The 23,419-nt window shown below is 71.7% G+C and carries 23 protein-coding genes and 1 pseudogene; 12 read left to right on the top strand and 12 right to left on the bottom strand.

All coding sequences use genetic code 11. The features are described 5' to 3' along the window. Positions 1-164 precede the first annotated feature (164 nt). Positions 165-848, bottom strand: a complete 684-nt coding sequence (locus tag ACIQCJ_RS31920) for a response regulator transcription factor (RefSeq protein ID WP_355335441.1) — start codon at positions 846-848, stop codon at positions 165-167. Positions 849-1,083: 235 nt separating this feature from the next. Beyond that, on the bottom strand, positions 1,084-1,827 hold the full coding sequence (locus ACIQCJ_RS31915) for a TetR/AcrR family transcriptional regulator (RefSeq protein ID WP_402713283.1): 744 nt from the start codon (positions 1,825-1,827) through the stop codon (positions 1,084-1,086). Positions 1,828-2,025: 198 nt separating this feature from the next. Between ACIQCJ_RS31915 and ACIQCJ_RS31910 the strand changes: the two genes are divergently transcribed. The 3 genes from ACIQCJ_RS31910 (at position 2,026) to ACIQCJ_RS31900 (ending at position 5,230) form a co-directional block, all read left to right on the top strand. After that, complete coding sequence (locus ACIQCJ_RS31910) at positions 2,026-3,561, top strand: MDR family MFS transporter (protein ID WP_402713282.1); 1,536 nt, start codon at positions 2,026-2,028, stop codon at positions 3,559-3,561. Continuing rightward, the gene (locus ACIQCJ_RS31905; RefSeq protein ID WP_401719987.1) at positions 3,558-4,415 is read left to right on the top strand and encodes an SDR family NAD(P)-dependent oxidoreductase; all 858 of its coding nucleotides are present in this window, start codon (positions 3,558-3,560) and stop codon (positions 4,413-4,415) included. The genes ACIQCJ_RS31910 and ACIQCJ_RS31905 overlap by 4 nt, the downstream gene beginning before the upstream one ends. Before the next feature lie 155 nt (positions 4,416-4,570). Next, positions 4,571-5,230 carry a hypothetical protein gene (locus ACIQCJ_RS31900; RefSeq protein WP_402713281.1) on the top strand — a complete coding sequence of 220 codons (660 nt, stop codon included), beginning with the start codon at positions 4,571-4,573 and terminating at the stop codon, positions 5,228-5,230. A gap of 94 nt (positions 5,231-5,324) precedes the next feature. Here the strand turns inward: ACIQCJ_RS31900 and ACIQCJ_RS31895 are convergent, their stop codons facing one another. Next, positions 5,325-5,555, bottom strand: coding sequence for an acyl-CoA carboxylase subunit epsilon (locus ACIQCJ_RS31895; protein WP_355335427.1), 231 nt, complete (start codon positions 5,553-5,555; stop codon positions 5,325-5,327). Positions 5,556-5,978: 423 nt separating this feature from the next. Between ACIQCJ_RS31895 and ACIQCJ_RS31890 the strand changes: the two genes are divergently transcribed. Then, positions 5,979-7,049 (top strand): helix-turn-helix transcriptional regulator, encoded by a 1,071-nt coding sequence (locus ACIQCJ_RS31890; protein WP_402713280.1) that lies wholly within the window; start codon positions 5,979-5,981, stop codon positions 7,047-7,049. A gap of 128 nt (positions 7,050-7,177) precedes the next feature. Here ACIQCJ_RS31890 and ACIQCJ_RS31885 read toward each other — a convergent pair. The 4 genes and pseudogenes from ACIQCJ_RS31885 to ACIQCJ_RS31870 all read right to left on the bottom strand — a co-directional run. Next, positions 7,178-8,056: pseudogene (locus ACIQCJ_RS31885) on the bottom strand (MFS transporter); the annotation flags it as partial. A 201-nt stretch (positions 8,057-8,257) separates the two neighbouring features. Beyond that, entirely contained in the window at positions 8,258-8,923 is a 666-nt protein-coding gene (locus tag ACIQCJ_RS31880; protein ID WP_355335422.1) for a dihydrofolate reductase family protein, read from the bottom strand. After that, positions 8,923-9,435, bottom strand: coding sequence for an SRPBCC family protein (locus ACIQCJ_RS31875; RefSeq protein ID WP_355335420.1), 513 nt, complete (start codon positions 9,433-9,435; stop codon positions 8,923-8,925). Before ACIQCJ_RS31875 ends, ACIQCJ_RS31880 begins: the two co-directional genes overlap by 1 nt. Next, entirely contained in the window at positions 9,419-9,781 is a 363-nt protein-coding gene (locus tag ACIQCJ_RS31870) for a metalloregulator ArsR/SmtB family transcription factor (RefSeq protein ID WP_355335418.1), read from the bottom strand. The genes ACIQCJ_RS31875 and ACIQCJ_RS31870 overlap by 17 nt, the downstream gene beginning before the upstream one ends. 151 nt (positions 9,782-9,932) lie before the next feature. Here ACIQCJ_RS31870 and ACIQCJ_RS31865 point away from each other — a divergent pair, with 151 nt between their 5' ends. The 3 genes from ACIQCJ_RS31865 (at position 9,933) to ACIQCJ_RS31855 (ending at position 12,468) form a co-directional block, all read left to right on the top strand. Further along, entirely contained in the window at positions 9,933-10,826 is an 894-nt protein-coding gene (locus ACIQCJ_RS31865; protein WP_401307900.1) for an oxygenase MpaB family protein, read from the top strand. Between the two features lie 79 nt (positions 10,827-10,905). After that, positions 10,906-11,193 (top strand): hypothetical protein, encoded by a 288-nt coding sequence (locus tag ACIQCJ_RS31860; RefSeq protein WP_402713279.1) that lies wholly within the window; start codon positions 10,906-10,908, stop codon positions 11,191-11,193. Positions 11,194-11,313: 120 nt separating this feature from the next. Then, positions 11,314-12,468 (top strand): glutamate--cysteine ligase, encoded by a 1,155-nt coding sequence (locus tag ACIQCJ_RS31855; protein WP_401720006.1) that lies wholly within the window; start codon positions 11,314-11,316, stop codon positions 12,466-12,468. 57 nt (positions 12,469-12,525) lie between these two features. Here the strand turns inward: ACIQCJ_RS31855 and ACIQCJ_RS31850 are convergent, their stop codons facing one another. The 5 genes from ACIQCJ_RS31850 to ACIQCJ_RS31830 all read right to left on the bottom strand — a co-directional run bounded on the left by ACIQCJ_RS31850 (position 12,526) and on the right by ACIQCJ_RS31830 (position 18,219). Then, positions 12,526-15,453 carry a tetratricopeptide repeat protein gene (locus ACIQCJ_RS31850; RefSeq protein ID WP_402713278.1) on the bottom strand — a complete coding sequence of 976 codons (2,928 nt, stop codon included), beginning with the start codon at positions 15,451-15,453 and terminating at the stop codon, positions 12,526-12,528. Between the two features lie 34 nt (positions 15,454-15,487). Next, positions 15,488-15,853, bottom strand: a complete 366-nt coding sequence (locus tag ACIQCJ_RS31845) for a hypothetical protein (RefSeq protein ID WP_402713277.1) — start codon at positions 15,851-15,853, stop codon at positions 15,488-15,490. 160 nt (positions 15,854-16,013) lie between these two features. After that, on the bottom strand, positions 16,014-16,667 hold the full coding sequence (locus ACIQCJ_RS31840) for a type 1 glutamine amidotransferase domain-containing protein (RefSeq protein WP_355335403.1): 654 nt from the start codon (positions 16,665-16,667) through the stop codon (positions 16,014-16,016). Positions 16,668-16,706: 39 nt separating this feature from the next. After that, a complete protein-coding gene (locus tag ACIQCJ_RS31835; RefSeq protein ID WP_402713276.1) occupies positions 16,707-17,747 on the bottom strand; it encodes a phosphotriesterase in 1,041 nt (346 codons plus the stop codon). A 34-nt stretch (positions 17,748-17,781) separates the two neighbouring features. Further along, a complete protein-coding gene (locus tag ACIQCJ_RS31830) occupies positions 17,782-18,219 on the bottom strand; it encodes a DJ-1/PfpI family protein (protein ID WP_391162851.1) in 438 nt (145 codons plus the stop codon). Positions 18,220-18,397: 178 nt separating this feature from the next. Here ACIQCJ_RS31830 and ACIQCJ_RS31825 point away from each other — a divergent pair, with 178 nt between their 5' ends. From ACIQCJ_RS31825 to ACIQCJ_RS31805, 5 genes are all read left to right on the top strand, one after another. Then, positions 18,398-19,153, top strand: coding sequence for a FadR/GntR family transcriptional regulator (locus ACIQCJ_RS31825; RefSeq protein ID WP_355335396.1), 756 nt, complete (start codon positions 18,398-18,400; stop codon positions 19,151-19,153). 367 nt (positions 19,154-19,520) lie between these two features. Next, positions 19,521-20,831 carry a 3-oxo-tetronate kinase gene (gene otnK, locus ACIQCJ_RS31820; protein ID WP_402713275.1) on the top strand — a complete coding sequence of 437 codons (1,311 nt, stop codon included), beginning with the start codon at positions 19,521-19,523 and terminating at the stop codon, positions 20,829-20,831. Further along, entirely contained in the window at positions 20,828-21,460 is a 633-nt protein-coding gene (locus ACIQCJ_RS31815; RefSeq protein WP_401307880.1) for an aldolase, read from the top strand. Before otnK ends, ACIQCJ_RS31815 begins: the two co-directional genes overlap by 4 nt. Before the next feature lie 3 nt (positions 21,461-21,463). Beyond that, positions 21,464-22,135 carry an aspartate/glutamate racemase family protein gene (locus ACIQCJ_RS31810; RefSeq protein ID WP_401854690.1) on the top strand — a complete coding sequence of 224 codons (672 nt, stop codon included), beginning with the start codon at positions 21,464-21,466 and terminating at the stop codon, positions 22,133-22,135. Beyond that, the gene (locus ACIQCJ_RS31805; protein WP_402713274.1) at positions 22,132-23,397 is read left to right on the top strand and encodes an amidohydrolase family protein; all 1,266 of its coding nucleotides are present in this window, start codon (positions 22,132-22,134) and stop codon (positions 23,395-23,397) included. The genes ACIQCJ_RS31810 and ACIQCJ_RS31805 overlap by 4 nt, the downstream gene beginning before the upstream one ends. Positions 23,398-23,419 lie beyond the last annotated feature (22 nt).

Genomic DNA, 23,419 nt, shown 5'->3' with positions numbered 1-23,419 from the left:
GGGGGGCCGGCCTGCCCCCGCCGGGCCTTGCCCCCCACCGGGGGGGCGGGGGCCCCCCCCCCGGGGGGGGGGGGGGGGGCGGGGGGGGGGGGGGCGGGGGGCCCCCCCCCCCCCCCCCCCGCTTCCGCTTCCTTTTCCCGTGCCGTGCGGGCCCGGGGGCCGGATCAGCCGAGGCCGACCCGGAATCCGACCCCGCGGACGGTGACGATCCAACTGCTCCGGCCCAACTTGTTGCGCAGCGAGTTGACATGGGTGTCCACCGTGCGGCTGGCCTGGTAACCGACCGCGAGCACCGTCGGGATCTCCCATATCTCCGCGAGCAGCCGCTGCCGGGTCACGACCATCTCGGGGTGCCGCGCGAGGTAGTACAGCAGGTCGAACTCCTTGCGGGTCAGCTTCACCGGCTTCTCGTGCACCTGCACCTTGCGCGAGGCCGCGTCGATCCGCAGACCGCCGATCGACACCGTCGTCTTGGGGGTGACCACCGGTCGGCGCGGCTCCCGCCGCCGCATGACGGCCTCCATGCGGGCCGCCAACTCGCGGATCTCGTACGGCTTGTCGATGCAGTCGTCGGCGCCCGCCCGCAGTCCCAGGACCCGGTCCAGTTCGGTGCCGCCGCTGGCGAACGCGATGACGGGGATGTCGCCCGTCTCCCGCATGCTGCGGCAGACGGCCAGGCCGTCGATGTCCGGGAGATCGAGGTCGAGCAGGACGAAGTTCGCCTGCCGGAAGGTCTCCAGAGCCGCGGTTCCGGAATCCACGGTCGTCACCTCATGGCCGTACCGCTCCAGATTGCGGGCCAGGGCCGCGGCTTCGTGCTCCTGCGCCTCCACAACGAGTATGCGCACGGTATCTCCCTTGGAGTTGTACGGACCGAAGGTGGATTCACGGCCGCAAGCTCCATTGCCTGCATAGCTGTTAGGTGGACACATCCATCTAGTGCTGATCCGCGGCGCGGATTCTCAAACCGTTCTCATCGATTCGAGCCAGGGAGTTCATGCGAGGACACACGGACTTCGCGGATCCGCTTCGGAGATATCCGTTCGCGGGAAGGCGCGGTAAACCGTGTCGAATCGTCAGAGGTCAGGGAGCGGTCACCGGCAGGGAGCGGTTCTGCTGGACATCTCGGAACGCGCGCAGGAATGTGTCGACCGCGGCGTCGGCCACGGTGTGGAGTTCGGTGTCCGGTACGGGTCGGGTGCCGAGTTGGGACCGCGCCTCCATGGGGCCCGTGAGCAGAGCGAGGAACTGCTCCGCGGCCTCGACGGGGTCGCAGGGGCGCAGCAGACCGGCCAGGGAGAGCCGGGCCATCCGGTCGGCGAGGGTCTGCCGGAGCCGGTCGGCGCCGCGCCCCCAGACGACTTCGAGCAGTCCGGGGAAGCGGGTGATCTCCGCGTGCAACAGTCGGCGCAGCGCCCAGGAGCGGGGGTCGCAACACTGGAGCAGCATGCGGTATCCGACCTCCTCCAAGCGGGACCTGACCGGGTCGGAGCCCTCGCCGTCCCCGCTCTCCTCGTCGGCCTCGCCGTTTCGGCCGTTCGCGCCGCCCTCGACCGTCAACTGCTCGGCCAGGGCGAGGTTTCCGTCCATCACCGCGTTCCCCGTCGCCTCCATCGCGGCGTGGAAGAGGTTCTCCTTGTCGCCGAGGTGGTTGTAGACGGTGTGCTTGGCGACGCCCGCAACTTCGGCGATCTCCTCCATGCACGCACCGGCGTACCCCCGCTTGGCGAACACGGCGAAGGCCGCGTCGAGGATCGCCTGACGCTTGTCGATGCGGCCTCGCGAGGCCGTTCGGTTGCCTGATGCCGGTGTCGCAGTTCCGCCCACCCTCGCAGCGTACCCGATACGGGCGTTGAGTTACACCGGCCGGTGCAGTTTGTTGCCCACCGACGTTGTCAGCGTCCTGAGTGGTGCCCTAATCTGCACTGGCGAGTGCAATTTGGCTCGCTGTCATCTGACGTGCCGCCATCTGACGCGCGGCCACCTCACGCCACCTCATGCCACTTCACGCCACCGGAGAGACTCATGGCGCATCCGTCGAACGAGGGCCTTGACCCCGCGCTGCGGCGACTGATCGGAGTGATCCTGTTAGGCGGGATCATGGGGATCCTCGACGGCTCGATGATCGCCGTCGCAGCGGACACCCTGGTCAAGGACTTCGACACCTCACTCAGCGCGGTCAGTTGGGTGTCCACGAGCTATCTGCTCGCCCTGACCGTGAGCATCCCGGTCACCACCTGGGCCGTCGACAGGTTCGGCGGCCGACGGCTGTGGCTGCTCGGCCTGGTGATCTTCCTCGCCGGTTCCATCAGTTCCGGACTCGCGTGGAACATCGGCAGCCTGATCGCCTTCCGCGTGCTCCAGGGACTCGGCGCGGGTCTGCTCGACCCGCTGATGCTGACCCTGCTGGCCCGTTCGGCCGGACCCAGCCGGATCGGACGGGTCATGGGCCTCATGGGCGTCGTCGGCTCCAGCGGCCCGGTGTTCGGCCCGGTGATCGGCGGATTCATCCTGCAAGGCGTGTCCTGGCGCTGGATGTTCCTGGTCAACGTCCCGATCGGCCTGCTCGCGCTGGTGCTCGCCCTGCGGGTGATCCCGGACGACAAGCCGACCGGCGAGCAGCCGGTGAGCAAACTCGACACCGTCGGCGTCGCGCTGATCGGCCCGGGCGTCGCGGCCGCCGTGCTGACCTTGTCGCAGTACGCCGAGCGCACCGAGTTCTCCGCCTGGCAGGTGCTCGTCCCGCTGGTCGCCGCGGTCGTGCTGCTCGGCGCCTACGCCGTCCACGCGCTGCGCGAGCGCACCACGCAACCGCTCATCGACCTGCGGCTGTTCGCCTCGCGCAGCTTCTCCGCCAGCGTCACCGTCGGCGCCCTGGTCGGTCTGGCCACCTTCGCCAGCCTGTTCGCGCTGCCGCTGTATTACCAGCAGGTACGCGGCCACGACACCTTCGCGTCCGCGCTGCTGCTCGCTCCGCTCGGTGTGGGGTCGGCCCTGTCGATGCCGCTGACCGGACGGCTGTCCGACAAGGTCGGCTCACGGACTCTGGTGATGTGCGGCGGCGCGGTCGCCACGCTGAGCGCGCTGGCCTTCACCCAGCTCAGCGCGGACACGTCCCAAGTCTGGACGGCCGTGGTGGCGTTCACGATCGGCCTCGGCCTCGGCAGCGTGGGCGCGCCCACCATCGCCTCCCTCTACCGCACGCTCCCGCCGCATCTGGTGCCTCAGGGCAGCACCGTGCTGTACATGCTCAACCAGCTCGGCGCCGCGATCGGCATCGCGCTGGTGGCACTGCTCGTCCAGAGCGCGGGCAGCGGCGACGCCCTCGGCGGCTTCCGGCACGCATACTGGGGCGTGACCGGCGCGCTCGTCCTCGCCCTGATCGCCGCGACCCAACTGCCGGGCCGTCCCAAGCCGCAGGAATCCGACGGCGGTACGCCGCTGGAACAGCACCCCGACGTGAACTCCGACGTCCACTCCCATGCCGACTCCGCGGTCGGCTCCGACATCCGCTCCGCGGAGGCTCCCGCCTCCCTGGCCGCCCAAGGGGACACCCTGTGAAGACCATTGTGATCGCCGGCGGCACCGACGGCATCGGAAAGGCGCTGGCGGCCACCCGGCTCGGCAACGGCGACACCGTCGTCGTCATCGGCCGCAGCGAGGTGAAGGGGAAGGCGTTCCTGGAGACCGCCGCGACCGTCGGCGCCCAGGACCGGGCCTTCTTCATCCCTGCCGACCTCAGCCTGCTGGGCGAGAACGAACGGGTGCTCAAGAAGCTGCGCGCGCGGTTCCCGACGATCGACGCCCTGGTCCTGTGCGCCCGCCACTACCGCACCGAGCGCGCCCTCACGGCCGACGGCATCGAGGAGAACTTCGCGCTGTTCTACCTCAGCCGCTACCTGCTCGGACACGGCCTGGTCGACACGCTGTCCGCCGCCGAACGGCCCGTGGTGGTCAACGTGGCCGGTCCCGGCGCGAGTCTGAGCGTGGTCCGCTGGGACGACCTGGAGCTGCGCCACGGTTACCACGGCGGCGCCGCGCTCGGCCAGGGCGGGAAGCTCAACGACCTGCTCGGCGTCACCTTCGCCGAGCGGTACGGGGACAGCGGCATCCGCTACGTCCTGATCCACCCGGGCGTCACCGCGACGAGCTTCTCCGGCGAGTACGACGATGTGACACTGCGTCAGATCCTGTCGATGCAGTCGTTCGCCAAGCCGGTGGAGGCCGCCCTCCCGCCGATCGTCGACGCCATCGACGCCCCTCCCGCCGAGCCGTTGAGCGCGTTCGTCGAGGGGCTTCGGATCGGGGTGAAGGACCGGTCCTTCGCGCCGGACGCGGCCGAACGCCTCGACGCGGCCACCGAGCGGATCCTGGAGGAGCACCGGGGTCGGACCGGCGGTCCCGGCGGGAATTGACGGTCTCCAGAAGGTGTCACAAGCGGAATTGATGTTCTTTTCACAATCCTGAGCCGGGATTCCTGGGCGCGGGTCACCGCTGGTCGGAGAATGTTCCGTACCACGCCGTGGCCCGCGCCTTTCGTGGAGCCACCTCATTCCCGAGGAGCCGAAGAATGTCCCACGCGTCCACCTCGCGGCCCGTCATCGAGAATCCCCAGAGCGACATCGTGCTCGTCGGCACGGTCCCGACGGAGAGCGGAAAGGCGGCGCACACCGCGGAAGCCGTCGTCGCCCACTGGCGGTCCGGCGAGTGGCCGCCGGAGCTGCTGTCGCTCACGGTCTACACGAGCAGCGAAGGCGACTCGGTGCTGACCTACGCGCAGTGGTCCGCGGAGGAGCCGCTGCGGCAGTCCCTGAAGGAGGAGGGCAGCCTCTCCGACACGGCGTCCGCCGTCCCCGGCGCCCCGGCGCCCGTGCCCTACCGCCTGTACCGCGCGGTCCGCGGCTCCGGCATCACCGACCCCGCCCCCGTCGCCGAGTCCTTCCCCGTGGCCTTCTTCGGCGCGGAGAACGACCAGGCCGCCCGCGCCTTCGTGGACGCCCTGTTCGCCGGCGAGGAGGCCACCGAGGGCCAGGACCGCGACTACCCCGGCGGGATATCGGCGAACATGCACATCAGCGTGGACGGCACGAGCGTCCTCAGCTTCTCCGAGTGGGTGACGGAGGCCAACGCCGTCGCCCACATCGAAGCCGTCTGGGAGCCGGTCCTGAAGGACCTCGGCGGCACCGGTCTGCTCTACCGGCACTTCAGCACCCTGCTCCCGACCGCCTGAACACCCCACCGGCCGGCCCCCGCCCTCGGGGCGGGAGCCGGCCGGTTCCTCATGGCTCAGGACCTCAGCGGCTCATCCGCAGGACCTCGGCGGCTCATCCGGCCGCGCGCGCGTACGCGTGCCAGACGCGAGGCGCGTCGAACAGGTGCACCCGCTCCGACCGCCGCCACCGCGCGGCGGGCACCGACACCACGTCCCCCGGCACCGGCAGATCGGGCCCCGCCGCCGTACGGGCGAAGAGCACGGCGACAAGCGCGGCCAGTTCCTCAGGAGTCGCACAACCGCGCACCACGCGCAGCTGACGAGAATCGATCGAGTCGGTCATCACACATCCTTCTTCGCGCGGTCGGAAAAGTCGAGGCCACACCGGCAGCGGAAATGCGCCGCACCTCAACCTCAAGGTTCCAGGGAAACCGGCCCCCGCTCAAGACACCCCGATTCAGGACTCCGTCAGATTCCACAAGTCCTCGCCAGCCGAATTCAGCGACCGCCAGCCGAATGTCAGATCCCCTTGACCCGGCCCGCCTTCCGCGCCGCAGGGGCGGAGCGTCAGGCGAAGGACGGCCAGCGATGGGCGGCCCAGTGGCGCCAGTCCGTCCAGCCGGGCGGTGGGCCGGTCGGCCGATCGGCCGGTCGGGCGGATAAAGCGGTGGCCGCCCGACCGCCCTCACCGCCCCGGCCGCTCCGACCGCCCGTGCGGTCCCCGTCGAATCGGCGCCCCCGCTCCCGGACCTGGAATGATCGGGCCATGCGCGCCGCCCGGCTCCTCTCGCTCATCCTCCTGTTGCAGAACCGGGGGAGGCTGACGGCCGGTGAGCTGGCGCAGGAGCTGGACGTCTCGGTGCGGACCGTCTACCGGGACATCGACTCGCTGAGCGCCGCGGGCATTCCGGTGTACGGGGACGCCGGGCACGGCGGGGGATACCAGCTGCTCGGCGGGTACCGGACCCGGCTGACCGGACTGCATGTCGACGAGGCGGAGTCGCTGTTCCTGGCCGGACTGCCGGGCGCGGCCGACGACTTGGGCCTGGGGGAGGTGCTGGCGGCGGCGGAGCTGAAGCTGACCGCGGCCCTGCCGCCACCGCTGCGGGACCGGGCCGGGCGGATCCGTGAGCGGTTCCACCTCGACGCGCTCGGCTGGTACCGGGAACAGGACTCCCCGTCCGCTCTCGTACCGCTCGCCGACGCGGTGTGGAATCAGCGGCGGATCCGGGTGCGCTACCGCCGCTGGGCCGCGCCGCAAGAGGTCGAGCGCGACCTCGACCCGTACGGCCTGGTCCTCAAGGCGGGGGTCTGGTACCTCGTCGCCGCGGTGGACGGCGTGGTGCGCACGTACCGGGTGTCCTCGATCCTCCGCCTGGATGTCGGGACGACCGGCTTCGAGCGGCCGGACGGGTTCGACCTGGCCGCTCACTGGCAGCAGTACCTCGCCGTCTACGACGCCCGAAGGCTGCGGCTTCAGGGCTCCGTACGGATCGCTCCCGCGCTGCTGTCCGCGCTGCCGGACCGCCTGGACGCGGCTCTGGTCCGCGCGGTGGAGACCTCGGCGGGGCCGCCGGACGCGGATGGCTGGGTGAGGGCGACGGTGCCGCTGGAGTCGGTCGAGCTGGCGGTGCCCGTCCTGCTGTCGCTGGGCCCGGACATCGAGGTGCTCGGCCCGGAGGAGCTGCGCCGCGCGATCGCGGAGAGGGCGGCGGCCGTGCTCGACCGGTACCGGCCGGCGGACTCGCCCGGCCGGGCGGGGGCCGACGAGCGCAGCAGCACTCCGGCGGACAGGGTGGCCAGCAGGGCGAGAGCGGCGAGGACCCCGAAGCCGTAGCGCGTGTCGGTGCTGTCGGTGACCTTCCCGACCAGGAACATCACCGCGACCGTGGCCGCCAGCCCGCCGCCGTTCGCCAGCCCGAAGACCCGGCCCACCGAGGCGTCGTCGGCCGAGGTCATCAGCATGGTCCGCGAGGCGATCCGGGCCTGCCCGAAGAAGAACGCGCCCACCGGCACTCCGACGAGATAGCCGGCGATCCCGAACTGGCTCTGGAGTACCAGGCCCACGGCGCAGAGCAGGAAGCCCACGACGGCGATGCGGAGGTCGGGACTGCGTCTGCTGACGATCCGGTACGCGCCGGCCGCCGCCAGGAAGCCGAGGCAGCCGAGGGCGTCCACCGCGCCGAACGTCCCCGCCCCCAGACGGAGTTCACCGATGACCGCGGTGGGCAGCAGGGCGTTGAAGACCGTGACGACCACGCTTCCCTGGGCGTAGAGCAGGATGAAGTGCCGCATCCGCATCGGTGTCCGCGTCGGCGTACGCGCCGCCACCGGCGCCGACTCCCCGGCGGCGGTGGCCGTCGGCGCCCGTTCCGGGCGACGCCCCACCGCGGCCACGCACAGCGCCGAGACGGCGAAGGTCCCGGCGTTGAACACCAGCAGCGGCACGGCGCCGAACGCCTGGACGGACAGCCCGCCGACCGTCGCCGACAGCAGCATCCCCGCCTGAGTCCCCATCTCGTAGCGGGCGTTGAACCGCCGCAGCCGGTCCGCCGGGACCCGTTCCTTGATCAGCGCGGAGCTGGCGGGGAAGAACAGCGCGCCGACCACGGCGAGCGCCAGGTTGGCACCGTAGATCCCGGCTCCCGGAGAGCCGCCGCAGACCAGCCAGAGCGGCAGGGCCAGGGCCAGCGCCGCACTGGAGAGATCGCAGCCGATCCACAGGGCCCGCCGGTCGAAGCGGTCCGCCAGCCGCCCGAAGAAGGGTGACAGCAACGCCTGCGGCCCGGCGACGGCGATGAAGAGCCAGCCGACGGCCATCATGGTGCGCTGTTCCCTGATCATGAGCAGCGCACCGACGATGAGCTGGACGTTGTTGCCGAGAGCGGTGGCGAAGGCAGCGGGTACGAGCAGCCGCTCGGCCCGCCGGGAGTGCCGACTGAGGATCATGGCACCACTGTCCGGCGCTTCACTGACATCCTGTGTCAGTGAAGTCTCCGCACCCGGTGACGTCTTCGCACCGCCCCCGAGCGGCCGGGCCGCCCGCTACCGCCGCTTGACGGTGTAGGTCAGGTGGGTCACCCGGGACGACGCGTCCGTGCGGGTCTGGTCGAGGGCGAGACGGTCGGGGTCCACGCGCTCGAACAGGCGGATGCCGGTGCCGAACAGCACGGGCGCGAGGGTGATCGAGAACTCGTCGACCAGGCCGGCGTCCAGGTACTGCTGGATCGTCTCGGCGCCGCCGGAGATACGGATGTCGCGGTCGCCCGCGGCCTCGCGGGCCCGGTCGAGCGCGCTGGAGATTCCGTCGTTGACGAAGTGGAAGGTCGTGCCGCCCGGCCGCTCCCACGAGTCACGCTCGACGTGGGTCACGACGAACACCGGGGTGTGGAACGGCGCCTCCTGGGGCCACGCCAGCTCTCCGGCGTCGAACATCCGCTTGCCCATGACGCTCACGCCGGTGCGCTCGTACGTCGCCCGGGCGATGTCGTTGTCGATCCCCTCCTCGCCGCCCTCGCCGAGCTTGAGATTCTCGCGGAACCACCGCTGCGGGAAGATCCACGCCTGGAGCTCCGACCACTTCGCCATCCAGCGCCGGACGCCGGGGTCGCTCTGGCCTTCGGGCGAGAAGACGTCCTCGACGGGCACGGCGTCCGGCGCCATGAAGCCGTCGAGCGACATCGTCACACTGAAGAACACCTTGCCTGCCATCAGTCGTCCGCTCCCTTCGACGCGGTCCCGTTCCCGGTGAGTTCGGCGACGTAGACCGCCAGATTGCGCAGCGTCTGCTCGCCGCCCTCGACCGCGTGGTACTTCTCCGCCGCCTCGTCGCGCAGCTCCCTGGTGGGGAACACCGTGCGCATCACGAGCCGGGTCTCCTCGTCCGCCGGTTCGAAGGTCAGGACCGACTCGAAGGTGTGGGGGTCGTCGCGGGACTCGCCGTGCAGCAGCGCGATCCGCCGCGACGGGACGATCTCGGTATAGGTGATCCACTCCTGGTAGTCGGTCCCGTCCGGCCCGTGCATCACGAAGTCCCAGACCCCGCCGACGCGGAAGTCGAAGGACCGCGTCGTGGTCGTGAACCCTTCGGGGCCCCACCACCGCGAAAGGTGCCGGACCCGTGTGAACGCCTCGAACACCAGCTCCCGTGGGGCGCCGATGGTCCGGGAGACCACGATCTCGCGGTCCGCCGCCGCCTCGCCGCCGCTATTGGTCGTCGTCATCCGGTGGTTCCTCCTGCCTTGCCTGTTTCAGATCTCGTACGTACGTGTCCAGCCGGTCGAAGGTCCCGTTCCAGAACTCCTCGAAGCCGCCCGTCCACTCATGGATCGGCCGCAGCCCGCGGGCGTCCAGTCCGTAGAGCCGCTGCTTGCCCGCGCCGCGGACCCGCACCAGCCCGACCTCGCGGAGCACCCGCAGGTGCTTGGACGCCTGCGGCTGGGTCATCCCCAGCTCCCGCGCCAGCTCGGTCACGGGCCGCTCGCCGCCCCGCAGCAGCGCCAGGATCTCCCGTCGCTGCGGCTCGGCGATCGCGTTGAACGCGTCCGAGGTCGTCGCCGCTCGTGCCATGACTCCATCGTATGCCTATATCGGCATGCGTCAACCGCGGCATGCCGCTCCTGAGGTTCCGCGCCCTCGGTGCGGGCCGCTCGTCCTGGCCGCCGCGCCCGCCGGGCGGCTCGGTACCCTCGGCGGAGGGAGACGGCCCCTGGAGGCGCTGGTGGGACTGCGGGAACGGATCGCGAGGGAACTCACCGCGACCATGCACGGCGGGGACCTCGAACTGGGACGGTACGCGGCGCCGCCCGGTGATCCCGGACTGTTCGGGATCGCGCCGGGGGACCCGGTGTGGCGGGTGCACGGGCACGCCACCGGGATGCTCACCGGCGGTTTCGCCGCGCTCATGCTCCAGTCGCTGCATCCGCTGGCCATGGCGGGGGTCGACGACCACTCCGACTTCCGCGCCGATCCGGTCGGACGGCTGAACGGCACCGTACGGTTCATCACCACGACCACCTTCGGCTCCTCGGCCGCCGCCCGCGAGGTGATCGACCTCGTCCGGCGGATCCACACCCGCGTGCACGGCACCGCCCCGGACGGCCGCCCGTACCGCGCGGACGACCCCGATCTGCTCACCTGGGTGCACACCGCCGAGGTACGCAGCTTCCTCGCCGGCCACCAGACCTACGCGCCCCGGCCGCTGCGGCTGACTCCCGCCGAGTGCGACGCCTACTACCGCCAAGCCGCCCCCGTGGCCGAGGCGTTGGGCGCGCGGAACATACCGCGCACATCCCTCGAAGCCGAGCGCTACCTGGCCCGCATGCGCCCCCAACTCCACGCCACCGCAGCCGCGTTGGACTCGGTACGGTTCCTGCGCCGCTTCGGACGCACACGACGGGAGCGGCTGGTCGTCGGCCGGCTCATGAACGCCTCGGTCGGACTCCTCCCCGGCTGGGCCCGTACCGAATTGGGCGTTCACCGCCCGGCCGCCGTCCGCACCGGCTGGGACCGGCCCCTCGCGACGGCCGTGGGCCGCACCATCGAATGGGGGCTCGGGCCCTCCCAGATCCAGGCCGCCGCGCGAGGGCGGCTGGCGCAGGCGCCACAGGGATGACGGGGGCGCGGACCGGACCGCGGCCGACGTACGGGCCTCACGATCCGGGGGCGCGCGACCCGCGTGGGATCATCGGTCCATGAGCAGCGACCTGGAAGTGAGCGCTCTGGCGATCAACGTGACGATCCCGCAGGAGCTCCGCTGGACGGACACCCGACGCGGCGAGGAGTTCACGCTGACCACACTCAACGTCCGGCTGCTCCCGGACGGTCGACTCGCCGCCAAGGCCTACGGCCGGCCGGTCGGCGGCGGCAGGGGCGCCTACGTCTCCTTCCCCGTCCCCGACAGACCCGAACTCGCCGCCCTGGTCGACGCCGCCGCCGGCCGGGCCGGGTCGCTGTGGGCCGCCCATCGCGGTCTCGGCTGAACCCGTTTCGCCGCGAGGGGGAGAGGGCTCGCAGGGGAGTGCGGCCCGAGACGCCGATCGATGCCAGGTCTGCTCCGTGACGAGGCCGTTCTGGGGTAGCAGACGGCTATGACGACAGGCGTGACCATTGGGGTCGAAGAGGAATTCCTGCTGCTCGACCGCAGGACCGCACTGCCGGCGCCACGCGTCGGCCAGCTCCGGATCGCGGCGGAGCGCGAGCCCGACCTGGGGAGCGAGGAGGTCGACACCGAGCTTCTGCAGTCCCAGGTGGAGGTCGCGACCCCGGTCTGTTCCGACCTGGACGAGGTCGCCGCGCATCTCACACGGTTCCGGAAGTCGCTGAGCGCCGCGGCGCGCAGCGTGGACTGCCGCCTGGCGGCGACGGGCGGCGCACCCCTCATGGCCGAGGCGTCGGTGCCGGTGACCGGTGAGCAGCGGTACCGGGACATGCGGGTGGACGCGGCGCGACTGGTCGACGAGCAGTTGATCTGCGGTATGCACATCCATGTCGCCGTGCCCGACCGCCACGCCGGGGCCGCCGCGCTGGGCCGGATCCGTCCCTGGCTGCCGCTTCTGGTCGCGCTGGGAGCCAACTCCCCGTTCTGGGACGGGCGGGACACCGGCTTCGCCAGCTGGCGCACCGTGATCTTCGGCCGCTGGCCGGTCAGCGGATCGCCGCCGTTCTTCTCCGGCGCCTCCCATTACGAGGAGCGGGTCGACGCCCTGCTGGGCACCGGGGTGATCGCCGACCGGCACCAGCTCTACTGGCACGCCCGGCTCTCCGACGAGTACCCGACGCTGGAGGTCCGCGCCCCCGACGTCCAGCTCGACGTCGACAGCGCGATCACCCTCGCCGGGCTCGCCCGCGGCCTGGTGGTCACCGCACTGCGCGAGGGCAGCGTCGGCGGCCGTCCCCTCGACCCGCCGGCCAGCGTCCTCCAGGCCGCGGGCTGGCACTCCGCCCGCCACGGCCTGACCGCCAACCTGGTCGACCCCCGCACCAATGAGCCGTCCCAGGCCGCCGACGTGCTCGGCGCCCTCCTGGACTGCGTCACCCCAGCCCTGAAGGAACTCGACGACCTCGACCGGGTGACCTCCGGCGTGCGACGACTCCTCGACAAGGGCACCGGCGCCGCACGCCAGCGCGCCGCCCTCGCGCACGGCGGCACCGAGGAACTCCTCGACCTGATAGCACCCGAGCCCGTCGATCCGGCGGACGGTGACGACGCCCGGCAGCCGGAAGCGCCCGTCATCGCCCGGGCGGGACGCCCGTAGGGCATGGAATCGGCGCCGGCTCCCGGCGACGAGGGGCAGCCGCGCGCCGATTCCCCGCTACGCCCCGGACGACCCGCTGAGGCGGCTCGCGAGCAGGAGCGTCGCGGCCACGGACTTCACGGGGATGTCGCCGAGCTTCTGGCAGAGGGTCATCGCCTGTCGCAGCGCGAGGTCGGCTTCCGCGCGGTGTCCGGAGGCCAGGAGGTGTGAGCCGAGGTTGGTCAGGACGATCGCCTCGCGCTCGCTGTCGCCGCGTTCACGGAAGACGGCGAGCGCCCGGCGAAAGGCCGCTGTGGCGTCCGCCTCCTGACCGGTCTTGGACAGGGCCAGGCCCAGGCGGTTCTGCGATTCCGCTTCGCCCGCGCGCGCACCGGCTTTCCGGCTGAGCGCGATGGCCTGCCGGAGGTGGTCGGCCGCCTCTTCGTAGCGCCGCGCCGCGAGCAGTGTCGCGCCGAGGCTGTCCAGGAGGACGGCCTGATTCGGTTCGTCGTCCTCTTCGCGCCGTACGGCGAGCGCCCGGCGGAGGGTCTTCTCGGCTTCGTCGTACCGGCCGAGCCAGTGGAGGGCCGCGCCGTGCGCGGCGAGCCGTCGGCGTTCGTTCGAGGCGCTGCCGGTCTCCTCGGCGCAGGCGGCGGCTTCCTCCAGCGCCCGTAGGGCCTGCGCGAACCGGCCCACGCGCACCAGGGCCTCGCCGATGTCCCCCTGGATCTCGCCTTCGACGCGGCGGTCGCCGATGTCGCGGAAGATCGAGACCGCCTGCTCCAGGGCCTCGATGCCCTGCTCCTCCCGTCCGTTCCGGCCGTGGACGAGACCGAGGAAGCCCAGCAGCCTCCCCTCCCCGAAGCGGTCGCCGCTCTCCCGGCAGATGAGCAGGCCCTTGTAGAGGGCCGCGACGGCCTCGTCGTCCTGTCCCGTCCGGGTCAGACACGCGCTGTCAACGACGACGGCTCTGCCCTCGGCGGCGCGGTCGCCGGTCCTCCGGTGGATGGCCAGCGCCCGCTGGTTCGCCTCCTCCGCTTCCGCCGCGCGCCCCGTATGGGCCAGGGCGAGCGCCAGATACGTCAGCGCCGACGCCTCGTTGTCATCGGCGCCGGCCTCCCGGAAGAGCGAGGCGGCCGTCCGGAACGGTTCGACGGCCTCCTGCTCCCGCCCCGGCAGCAGCACGGACAGCCCCAGAAGATGCTGTGCCCAGCCCTCCGCCGCCCGGTCACCGGTCCATCGGCAGACCGGCAGGGCGACGGCCGCCAGAAGGGTCATCTCCTCGAAGTGGAGGCGCAGGGAGCAGAATTCGGCGAGGCAGTACGAGAGGGCGACGGGTACGGCGGGGTGGCCGAGTCCCGTGGCGAAGGCGGCGGCACAGATCAGGTTGGCGAATTCGTCCTCCAGCCAGGACAGTGCCTGCGCGCGATCCCGGACCAGGGGCGCGGGCGACGGTACGGGGCCCTTGAGGTGAGCGTCGGCCGCGACCGCGGTCCGTACGTAGTAGTCCATCAGCCGGGCCAGCGCCGCCTGCGCCTGATCCGCGTCGGCGCGCGCCGCGCCGCGTTCGTCCGCGTAGAGGCGTACGAGACCGTGCATGCGCCAGCGGCCCCAGGTGCGCGCGGGTTCGATGAGGTGGGCGCGGGCGAGGTCGCGCAGCATGACCTCCGCGGTCGTCTCGTCGGCGCCGCACAGGTGGGCCGCCGCGCTGGTGCCGATGTCGGGGCCGCTGTTGAGGGGGAGCAGCCGGAAGAGCCTGGCGCACGCGGGGGAGACCTGTTCGAGGTGCTGGTGGGAGAGGTCGAACGCGGCCCGTACCGCCCGGTCCTCGCGGGTGAGGTGGTCCAGGCGGCGCTGGGCGTCGGCCAGTGCCTGGGCGAGGGACGCGAGCGGGCGGCCGGGGGTGTCGGCGAGGAGCGCCGAGCAGATCCGCAGGGCGAGAGGTAATCGCCCGCAGTATTCGGCGATGCGCAGGGCGTCGTCGGGTTCGTCGGCGACGCGGGTGTCGTGCGGGCCGCGGGCCTGCCGCAGGACATTGCGGATCAGGTCCACCGAGGCGTCGCCGGCGAGAACGTCGAGTTCGCACAGGCGGGCGCCGACGTCGAGGGTGTGGCGCGAGGTGACCAGGGCCGCGTTGCGGCCGTCGCCGGGAAGCAGCGGGAGCACCTCGTCGGCGCTCGAGGCGTTGTCGATGACGACCAGGACCCGGCGGCCGTGTTCCGCGCAGGCGGCCAGCACCGACCGGTACAGCGCGACGCGGGCCCGCGGATCGGCGGGAATGTCCGCGTCGGCGATGCCGAGAGCGCTCAGCCATGGGCCGAGGACACGTTCGGGGAGCAGACGCAGGTCCCGGTCGTAGCCGAGGAGATCGGCGAAGAGGACACCGCCGGGGAACCAGCCGGGTTCTGCGGTCGCCCGCGCGGCGGCCTGGAGGACGAGCTCCGTCTTGCCGACGCCCGCCAGCCCGGTGACCACGGCGGCGACGGGTCCGTCGTGCCGCTCGGTCCGTGGCCGCAACAGGTCCAGCAGCTCGGCGAGTTGCTCGTCCCGGCCGGTGAAGTTCGCGGCGCGGACCGGCAGTCCTGACCCGGCCAGGGGAGTCTCGCGCGGCACCTGCACGGTGATGTCCCGGCCCTGGAACACGGCGCTGAAGAACGTACCGCCGTGCACGTGGTTGGCGACGTCGCTCGCCGAACCGGGGGCGGAGGCGGGGTCATTGGGCTCGTCCCGGCTCCCGCGCGGCCAATCGTCCAGCCCCGCGCGGAAGTCCGGATCGACGGCGGCGCGCTCCGCGAGTGCGACGCTGAGCGCCTGCGCGCGTCGCAGGTCACCCGGCGCCCGCTCCAGCGCCCGCAGCTCCGCCGACGCCGAGCTGACCGGGAGCGGTGAAGCCGGTCGCTCCGGGACGGGGCTGCTGACGAGTTCGCCCAGCTCCCGCCAGGCAGCCCGCGCCTCGTCCCGCCTGGCCGACAACTCCGCCAGCCGTCGCGCCGAGATCACCTCCACACGCGCCCCGCCCCGGTCACCGCGTCCGCCGTTGCTACGCGTCGGAGGGCCAGCGGAGTGTGTACCAGGCCGCTCCCGCCAGGGCGGCGGCGGTCACGGCGAGGGCCGCGTGCGGCAGGAACCGTCCCGGCCGGCTGGCCTTACGGTAGGCCAGCACGGCGCCGTTGGACTGCCAGCTCAGCGCGGAGCGATTCGACTGGCCCGACAGCAGCGAGCCGGCCGACTGGAACGAGCCGATGGACGTCGCGGACATCACGGATCCGAGCGACCCGATGGACAGGACCGACGCCACCGAACCGATCGACAGGACCGACCCGGCCGAGGCGATGGACAGCACCGAATCCGTGCACCCGATGGACAGTAGCGAGTTGTGTGACCCTGTCGGCCAGCGTGAGGACATACGGACACTGTCTCACCCCGCACCCCGTCGCACCCCCCATTCCCGGCCGCGAGACAGCCCCCGGCAGCTTCGGCGCCGCACCGCTCACCGAGCCGTGACGACGCCCCGCCCGGCCCCGCGCCGGATCGCTCGGCCCGGTCACCGGACATGTGCGAGCGTGCTAACCCACCGCGTAGGCGCGGTAGTTCGCCGAGCCGGGGCCCGCGGCGCGGTTCTTCAAGGTGGCCGACCGCTGGTAGGTCGCGGACGAGTGGGGGGCCGAGACGGGCGGCCGGTCGGGGGTGAGCTGCTCCGCGGCCTCGAGCGCCGTGATGATCGTGGAGACGAACACCGGCAGGTCGTCCGGCAGCGGTGACGTGATGAGATTCCCGTCGACCACGATCGGCTCGACGACGTAGTCGGCCCCGGCGTGGATCAGGTCGTCACGGATCGGCGCGACCGAGGTGACGCGGCGGCCCGAGACGATTTCGGCGGAGGCGAGCAGCCATCCCGCGTGGCAGATCGCCGCGACGATCCTTCCCTGCCGGTCCACTTCACGGACGAGCGCGACGATGTTCTTGTCGCGTCGCAGGTATTCGGGCGAGAACCCGCCGGGGACGACGAGCGCGTCGATGTCCTCGGCCACCAGGTCCGCGACGTTGACCTCGGCTCGGGCCGGATAGCCGATCTTGCTCGCGTAGACCGCGTCCGTGGCCGGTCCCGCGATGACGACCTGGGCACCCGCCTCGCGGAGCCGGAGCACCGGGTACCACAACTCGAGTTCCTGGTAGAGGTTCTCGACAAGGACGACGACTCGGGCGTCTTGAATTCTCATGTGCTTCCCTCTTGGGCGACGGATCGATTGCGGGGCGGCTCAGACGTCGATCGCGAAGATCCGCCGCGGGTTGTGAATCATGAGCGCGTCGAGCTGCTCGTCGGTGACGCCCTTGGACTTCAGGCGCGGGACGAAGCTGGTGAACATGTAGCCGAGGTCGACCTTCTCGTTGAGCAACTGGGGGTCGGACTCGGTCACCCCGGCGCGCGGATTGAAGAACCAGCGGTCGAACGAGATGACCACGTTGTCCAGGTATCCCTCGTCGATGAGCGTCACCAGGGCGTTCGCCATGGCTTCGTCCAGTTCCTCGGCGCTGCCGACGCGCCAGGGGATGCCGACGTGGTCGAGCTGGACGTTGGCGCCCATGGCGAGGATCTCGCGCATCATCTCGACCTGCGGGGGGACGAAGGCATGGCCGATGATGACCTTCGCCAGGTCCATGCCCTCCTCCGTGAGGATCTCCAGTTGCTCGCGGCCGGGGTTGGTCACCTCGAAGTCCATGGGGTCGATGTGGGTGTTGATGGCGCAGCCCACCTGCGTCGCCGCCCGCGCCGCGGCGCGGATCACCCGGTCCTCCACCTCGTGGATGTGCCGGCCGTTCGGGCCGAGCGGGCTCGGCTTCGGCGTGACGCTCTCCTGGCCGGTCGCGATCTTGATGGCACCGGCCCGGTAGGGGGTCTGCTGCCAGGCGAAGACCATTCCCTCGGTGAGGTCCTTGACGAAGAACTCGGTCAGCTCCTCGACGGTCTGGCGCCGCCAGTAGTACGGCACACCCATCCGCTCGGGGAAGAAGCCCGTGATGGCGACGACGTTCATGCCCGTCTGCTTGGCCACGTCGACCATGAACTGCGGGTGGCGGCCTACCTCGGGCGGGGTCATGTCGACGATGGTCCCGTAGCCGTACCCGTCCATCCCGCGCTGGACCTGGCCCGCGACGAAGTCGACCGCGGCGCTGTAGTCCAGCACGGTGCGGTGGTCCAGCTCCGCTCCGGGGTAGCCGTAGAGCAGGTGCTCGTGGCTGAGGATCTTGCCCGAGGTCTCCGCGGGCACGTCACCGAGGACTGTTCGTAGAATCTTCAACGTTTCTGCCTCCTGCTCTCGAATGCGGTCGTCGTCACTTCTGGGACCAGCGGCTGAACAGCTCCCGGTACAGCTCGGGCATGCCGTCGGCGTCCGGCGCGGTCAGCCAGTTCGGGCTGGTGAAGCCGGGGCCCAGCAGCGAACGCACGAGGTCGGTGCCGGTTCCGCTGGAGACCAGGTGGCCGTGCCGGACGGAGAAGTCGCCGATCAGGGCGCGCTGACCGGCCGAGGCGACCGGTACCGCGCCCACGCCGCCCGGCACCACCAGGGCGTCGATGGTCAGCCCCGCCAGGTGTTCGACGGTCGAGGTCGGGACGACGGGGTAGCCGAGGTGGCTCTCGCAACCCTCCGGGTCCGACGTGACCAGGTGCAGGTCGGCGCCGGCCTCCCGCGCGCGGAACACCGGATACCAGAACTCGACCTCCTGGTACCCGGGGAACGACAAGACGACGACTGTCCGGGACTGGGGCATACGACTTTCCTTCGGGTTGCACACGGCAAATGAACCTGGCTGGTTGTCTTACAGGTTGAGTATGCGGGATATGTTCAAGGTTCCGCAAGGTTTGTGACCCGAGGTGGGGGAGTGTCCGCGGAGTATCCGGCGGGCTGGTGATTGCGCTCGACCCCCTGACTGGCGCAGACTAGGGACCGTGGAAGAGCAGCCAGACAGTCTGTCAATACCGGTCCGGGAGCGGCAGTCGCGCAAGCTCGTGGCGATGAAGCGGGTGGCACGGCACAGCGCTGTCGATGTCGTACGCAATCAGCTCGTCGAGCTCATCGAGCGCGGCGAGATTCCCGTGGGGGACTGGCTGCCCTCAGAGGCGGAGATGTCGCGCGCGTTCGGGGTCAGCCGGCCCGCCCTGCGCGAAGCCCTGGGCAGCCTGCGGGCGTTCGGCTACATCGAGTCCCAGACCGGCCGGGGTTCGATGGTGGTCTCCAACCGGGCTTCCAGCTCACTGACGTTGAGCCAGTACTCCTCGACCGATCTCAACGAGGTGCGCCGCCACCTGGAGGTGCCGACGGCCAAGCTGGCCGCGACCCGCCGGTCCGAGGAAGAACTCGCGGTCATCGTGGAGGCCTGCGAGGCGTACGCGGTGGAGGCGGACCCGGAGATCAGGGTCCGGCTGGACAGCGAACTGCACATCGGGATCGCGTCCGCGACGGGCAACCCCCTCTTCCCTCGGCTGATCAAGGACATCCGGTCGATCCTCGAGGAGCAGTCCCTGGCGCTCTCCGTGTCCGCCGAGCGCTGGCGGCACTCGACGGAGGAGCACTTCGCCATCTGCCGGGCGATCCGCGACCGCGACCCGGACCGCGCCTCCGAGGCGATGGTCGCCCACCTGCGCGCCGTCGAGGACGCGGTCAGCATGCTGCAACGACCGGAAACTCCGCTGTCGTCGACCTGAGGTGACCGCGGCGTCACGAGAGTGTCGTCGTCGCGGTCGTGAGGGCCGGAACGCCCCGAAGGGGCGTACGGTCGGCTCGCACTCCACGTCCTAGCTGTCTGACAGGTTAGCCCGGACGTCGTCACGGGACCCGGCTCGCCGTCTGTCGCGGAGCCGAGCCGAGCCGAGCCGAGCCGCGCCGCGCGTTGGTGCGCGCCGCCGCGCCGCCCTCCGGCATGCGTCCCATGCACCATGCCCCGTGTGCCCGTTGCCCCGTGTCCGGGTATGCGTCGGCGCGCGCACCGCCGCGACCTGTGACGCGCCTGCTCACCGCCGCGTCGCCGTGCTACATTTCAACCTGTCAGACTGCCTGACCTTTGGGGGAAATGTGGGTGACTCGGAAGTGATCGGGATCATCGCGGACGACATCACCGGCGGGTCGGACGTGGCCGCGGCGCTCAGCGCGGCGGGCAGACGGACGGTCCAGGTGGTGGGCGTGCCCGGCCCCGACCTCGAACTGCCGCCGCATGACGCCGTCGTCGTCTCGCTCAAAACGCGCAGTGTGCCGCCGGAAGAAGCGGTCGCCGAATCGCTGGCGGCACTGCGGCGGCTGCGGGACCTCGGGGCGCGCCGGATCGGCTTCAAGATCTGCTCGACGTTCGACTCCACGCCTCGCGGCAACATCGGACCCGTCGGACTCGCCCTCGCGGACGCGCTGGACAGCGGGATCACGCTGGTCTGCCCGGCCGCACCGGCCAACGGCAGGACCGTCTACCAGGGGAACCTGTTCGTCCACGACCTGCCGCTGGCGGAGTCCTCGCTGGCTCGGCACCCCCTCAATCCGATGACCGACTCCAACCTCGTACGGCTGCTGACCGCCCAGACCACCGCCGAGGTCGGTCTCGTGGATCACTCCCTCGTACGGTCCGGCGCCCCGGCCGTACGCGCCCGGCTGGCGGACCTGCGCGCGGCCGGTGTGCGTTTCGCGGTCGCGGACGCGATCTGCCGTGACGACCTGCTCGTCCTCGCGGACGCCATCGGTGACGCGGCCTTCTGGATCGGGGCGAACGGTCTGCACGCGGCGGCCGGGGCGGCGGCTCAGGACAGCGCGACCTCGCACGGCGCGGTCCCGGCCGACGCGGTCGGCCCCGGCGACTTCGCGGACACCCTCGCGGGACCCACCTTCATCGTCGCGGGCAGCTGCTCGGACGCCACTCGCGGCCAGATCGCCGCTTTCCGCGAGAGCGGCCCGGCCATCGCCCTCGACCTCGCACGGGTACGGGACGACGCGGGGTACGCGGCCGAAGTCGTCGCGCGTGCGCTGACCTTGCTGTCGGACTCGCCTGCGGTGCTGGTCCACAGCGCGGCGGACGCCCGCCAGCCGACCGAAGAAGCCGAGGCCGAAGCCGGGGCCGGAACCGGGGCCGGATCGACCGACCTGGGCTCCGCCATCGAGACCTTCCTCGCCGAACTGGCCGCCGGAGCGGTCGACGGCGGGATACGGCGTCTGGTCGTCGCCGGAGGCGAGACCTCCGGCGCGGTGCTGCAACGGCTCGGCGTACGGGCCCTCCAACTGGGCGGCCCCATCGATCCGGGCGTGCCCTGGATGCGTTCGCTCGGCCCGACCGGGCTGGCACTCGCGTTGAAGTCCGGCAACTTCGGCGGACCGGACTTCTTCCTCAAGGCCGTGGCCCGATGACGCCGACAGCCGCGGGCGACCTGGTCGCGTACGCCAAGCTCCTGTCCGACCGCGGGCTCGCGCACGGCCGTACCGGAAACCTGAGCGTGCGTACGGCGGACGGCGTGCTGGTCACCCCGACCGGCTCGGCGCTCGGCTCACTGACCGAGGACGGCCTCGCGCACGTCGACGAGCGGGGCGCCCGGTTGTCCGGCCCGCCGCCGACCAAGGAACTCCTGCTGCACCTGGCGGTGTACCGCGCCCGCCCCGAACTGCGCGCCGTCGTCCACCTCCATTCCCCCTGCGCCGTCGCGGTCTCGCTGCTGCGGGACACCGATCCGTCCGACGCGATCCCCCCGCTCACCCCCTATTACGTGATGCGGGTCGGCTCCCTCCCGGTCGTGCCGTACTTCCGGCCCGGGGACCCGGCCATGGCCGAGGCGGTCCGCCCGCTGCTCACGCGGTCCCACTGCCTGCTGCTGGCCCACCACGGCACGCTCGCCGGAGGCGGCACGCTCGCCGACGCGGCAGAGGCGGCCGAGGAGATCGAGGCGACCGCCAGATTGTGGCTGGCCGTCCGGTCCCATGACATATCCACTCTGACCAGCGACCAGATCGGTGCCCTGCGTCCGGCCGACCCGAACAGGTGACCCATGTCCGACCGTCCTGTCATCACCATGATCCACACCGTGACCACGCTGCCCCCGGTCTTCACCGCCCTGGCCGCCGAGTCGCTCCCTCACGAGATCGAGCTGCGCCACATCGTGGACGACAGCCTCCTCTCGGTGACCCGCGCGGAGGGAGGAGTACGCGCCGGAACCGCCCGGCGCCTGCTCGGGCATGTCTGGTCGGCGGCCGACGCGGGCGCCGACTTCGTACTGGTCACCTGCTCGTCGCTCGGCGAGGCGGTGGAGCTGACCAGGCCCTTCAGCACGGTCCCGGTGCTGCGGATCGACGAGCGGATGGCCGAGGAAGCCGTACGGAGCGGTCCGCGGATCGGGGTGATCGCGACCCTCGGCACGACGCTGGCCCCGACCGCGAATCTGATCCGCCGGGCGGCCGAACAGGCCGAGGCGCCGATCGAACTGGTCGAGACGCTGTGCGTGGGCGCCTTCGAGGCACAGGCGGCCGGCGACCCCTCCGCCCACGACGCGCTGGTCCGTGACGCGCTGGGCGAGCTGATTCCCCGGTGCGACGTCATCGTGCTCGCTCAGGCGTCGATGAGCCGCATCGTCGCGGAACTCGACGAAGCCCCGCGGATTCCCGTACTGGCCAGTCCCCGGTCGGCGCTTGAAGCGCTCGCCGACCGGCTGCGCCAGTCGTGACGGGTACGGCCGAGGACCGGGAGGCGAGCCCGGCCACGCGTATCCGGGCGCGGTGGCTGTACGGGGGAGCGGGCGTCGCGCGACGGGGCGCGGCGATCCTGGTCCGCGGCGACAGGATCGCCGCGGTCGGTCCCGACGCCGATGTTCCGCACACCGGCGGTCCCGAGCTGACGTTCGAGGCGGCGACGGTACTTCCCGGCCTGATCGACGCGCACACCCACCTCCTTCTGCCGTACGGCCGGGATCTGACGCGGGTGGACAGCGGTTCCGCCGCCGCGACGGCCGCCGCGCGCGCCGTCGCCGCCCGTCTGCTGGGCAGGGGTGTCACCACCGTCCGCGATCTCGGCTCACCCGGGACCGACGGCCAGGCCCTGCGGGACGCGATCGGCGCGCGGCCCGCGGACGGTCCCACCGTCGTGGCCGCAGGCCGCCCGATCACCTCGCCCGACGGCCACTTCCGCTCGTTCGGCATCACCGTCGAGGGGGCCGCCGAGGCGGCCGGGGCGGTGCGGCTGCTGCACGACGAGGGAGCCGACCTCGTCAAGATCGCGGTGACCGGCGGTTCGCTGACCCCTGGCACCGATATGAGCAGGGCGTATCTGGGGCGGTCCGAGATGGCCGCGATCGTGGCCGCCGCGCACGCCCGCGGGATGCGGGTCGCCGCCCACGCGCACGGCACCGAGGGGATCGAGATCGCGCTCGCCGCCGGGGTCGACACGATCGAGCACTGCACCTGGCTCGATGCGCGCGGCCGGATTCAGGCGCCGCCACCTGAGCTGCTGCGCGCCCTGTGCGACCGGAAGCAGTCGGTCGTTCTCGCCGGTCCGATCGAGCCGGCGATCGCCGATCTGCTGGACACACCAGTGCCGTCCGGCGCGGATTCACCGATGGCGCCCGGCCTGGAGCGGCGGCTGCGGATCTGGCGGAACGGACGGACGCTCGCCCGCGCGGGCGTGCCGATGGCCCTGGGATCGGACTCGATCTACGGGCAGTTCCCCGACTGCCGCGACCTGACGGTCAGGGCGCGCGCGATGGTCGCGTTCGCCGGATGGCGACCGGCGGAGGCGCTCGCGGCGCTGACCTCCGGAGGCGCCCATGCCCTCGGCCGCGCCGGTGAGGTGGGCACGATCGCGCCCGGCGCGTACGCCGACCTCCTGGTCGTCGCGGGAAACCCGACCGAGTCGATCGGCGACCTCGACCGGGTCGTCGCGGTGTTCAAGCGAGGCCGCCGGGTGGCGCGGGACGCACCCGTGAACGGCTGACGTTTTTCTCCGCCCAAGAACG

It is taken from the genome of Streptomyces sp. NPDC093221 (assembly GCF_044753885.1).
Lineage (GTDB): Bacteria > Actinomycetota > Actinomycetes > Streptomycetales > Streptomycetaceae > Actinacidiphila.
The sequence above is the reverse complement of the archived record's forward strand: the minus strand, read 5'-3'. Positions and strand labels throughout refer to the sequence as shown.

Coding starts and splice junctions, on each gene's coding strand:
- ACIQCJ_RS31810 (WP_401854690.1), top strand. CDS start 21,464: ATGTCCGACCGTCCTGTCATCACCATGATCCACACCGTGACCACGCTG.
- ACIQCJ_RS31880 (WP_355335422.1), bottom strand. CDS start 8,923: ATGGCAGGCAAGGTGTTCTTCAGTGTGACGATGTCGCTCGACGGCTTC.
- ACIQCJ_RS31870 (WP_355335418.1), bottom strand. CDS start 9,781: ATGGCACGAGCGGCGACGACCTCGGACGCGTTCAACGCGATCGCCGAG.
- ACIQCJ_RS31830 (WP_391162851.1), bottom strand. CDS start 18,219: ATGCCCCAGTCCCGGACAGTCGTCGTCTTGTCGTTCCCCGGGTACCAG.
- ACIQCJ_RS31840 (WP_355335403.1), bottom strand. CDS start 16,667: ATGAGAATTCAAGACGCCCGAGTCGTCGTCCTTGTCGAGAACCTCTAC.
- ACIQCJ_RS31900 (WP_402713281.1), top strand. CDS start 4,571: ATGTCCCACGCGTCCACCTCGCGGCCCGTCATCGAGAATCCCCAGAGC.
- ACIQCJ_RS31860 (WP_402713279.1), top strand. CDS start 10,906: ATGAGCAGCGACCTGGAAGTGAGCGCTCTGGCGATCAACGTGACGATC.
- ACIQCJ_RS31815 (WP_401307880.1), top strand. CDS start 20,828: ATGACGCCGACAGCCGCGGGCGACCTGGTCGCGTACGCCAAGCTCCTG.
- ACIQCJ_RS31875 (WP_355335420.1), bottom strand. CDS start 9,435: ATGACGACGACCAATAGCGGCGGCGAGGCGGCGGCGGACCGCGAGATC.
- ACIQCJ_RS31895 (WP_355335427.1), bottom strand. CDS start 5,555: ATGACCGACTCGATCGATTCTCGTCAGCTGCGCGTGGTGCGCGGTTGT.
- ACIQCJ_RS31890 (WP_402713280.1), top strand. CDS start 5,979: ATGCGCGCCGCCCGGCTCCTCTCGCTCATCCTCCTGTTGCAGAACCGG.
- ACIQCJ_RS31910 (WP_402713282.1), top strand. CDS start 2,026: ATGGCGCATCCGTCGAACGAGGGCCTTGACCCCGCGCTGCGGCGACTG.
- ACIQCJ_RS31845 (WP_402713277.1), bottom strand. CDS start 15,853: ATGTCCTCACGCTGGCCGACAGGGTCACACAACTCGCTACTGTCCATC.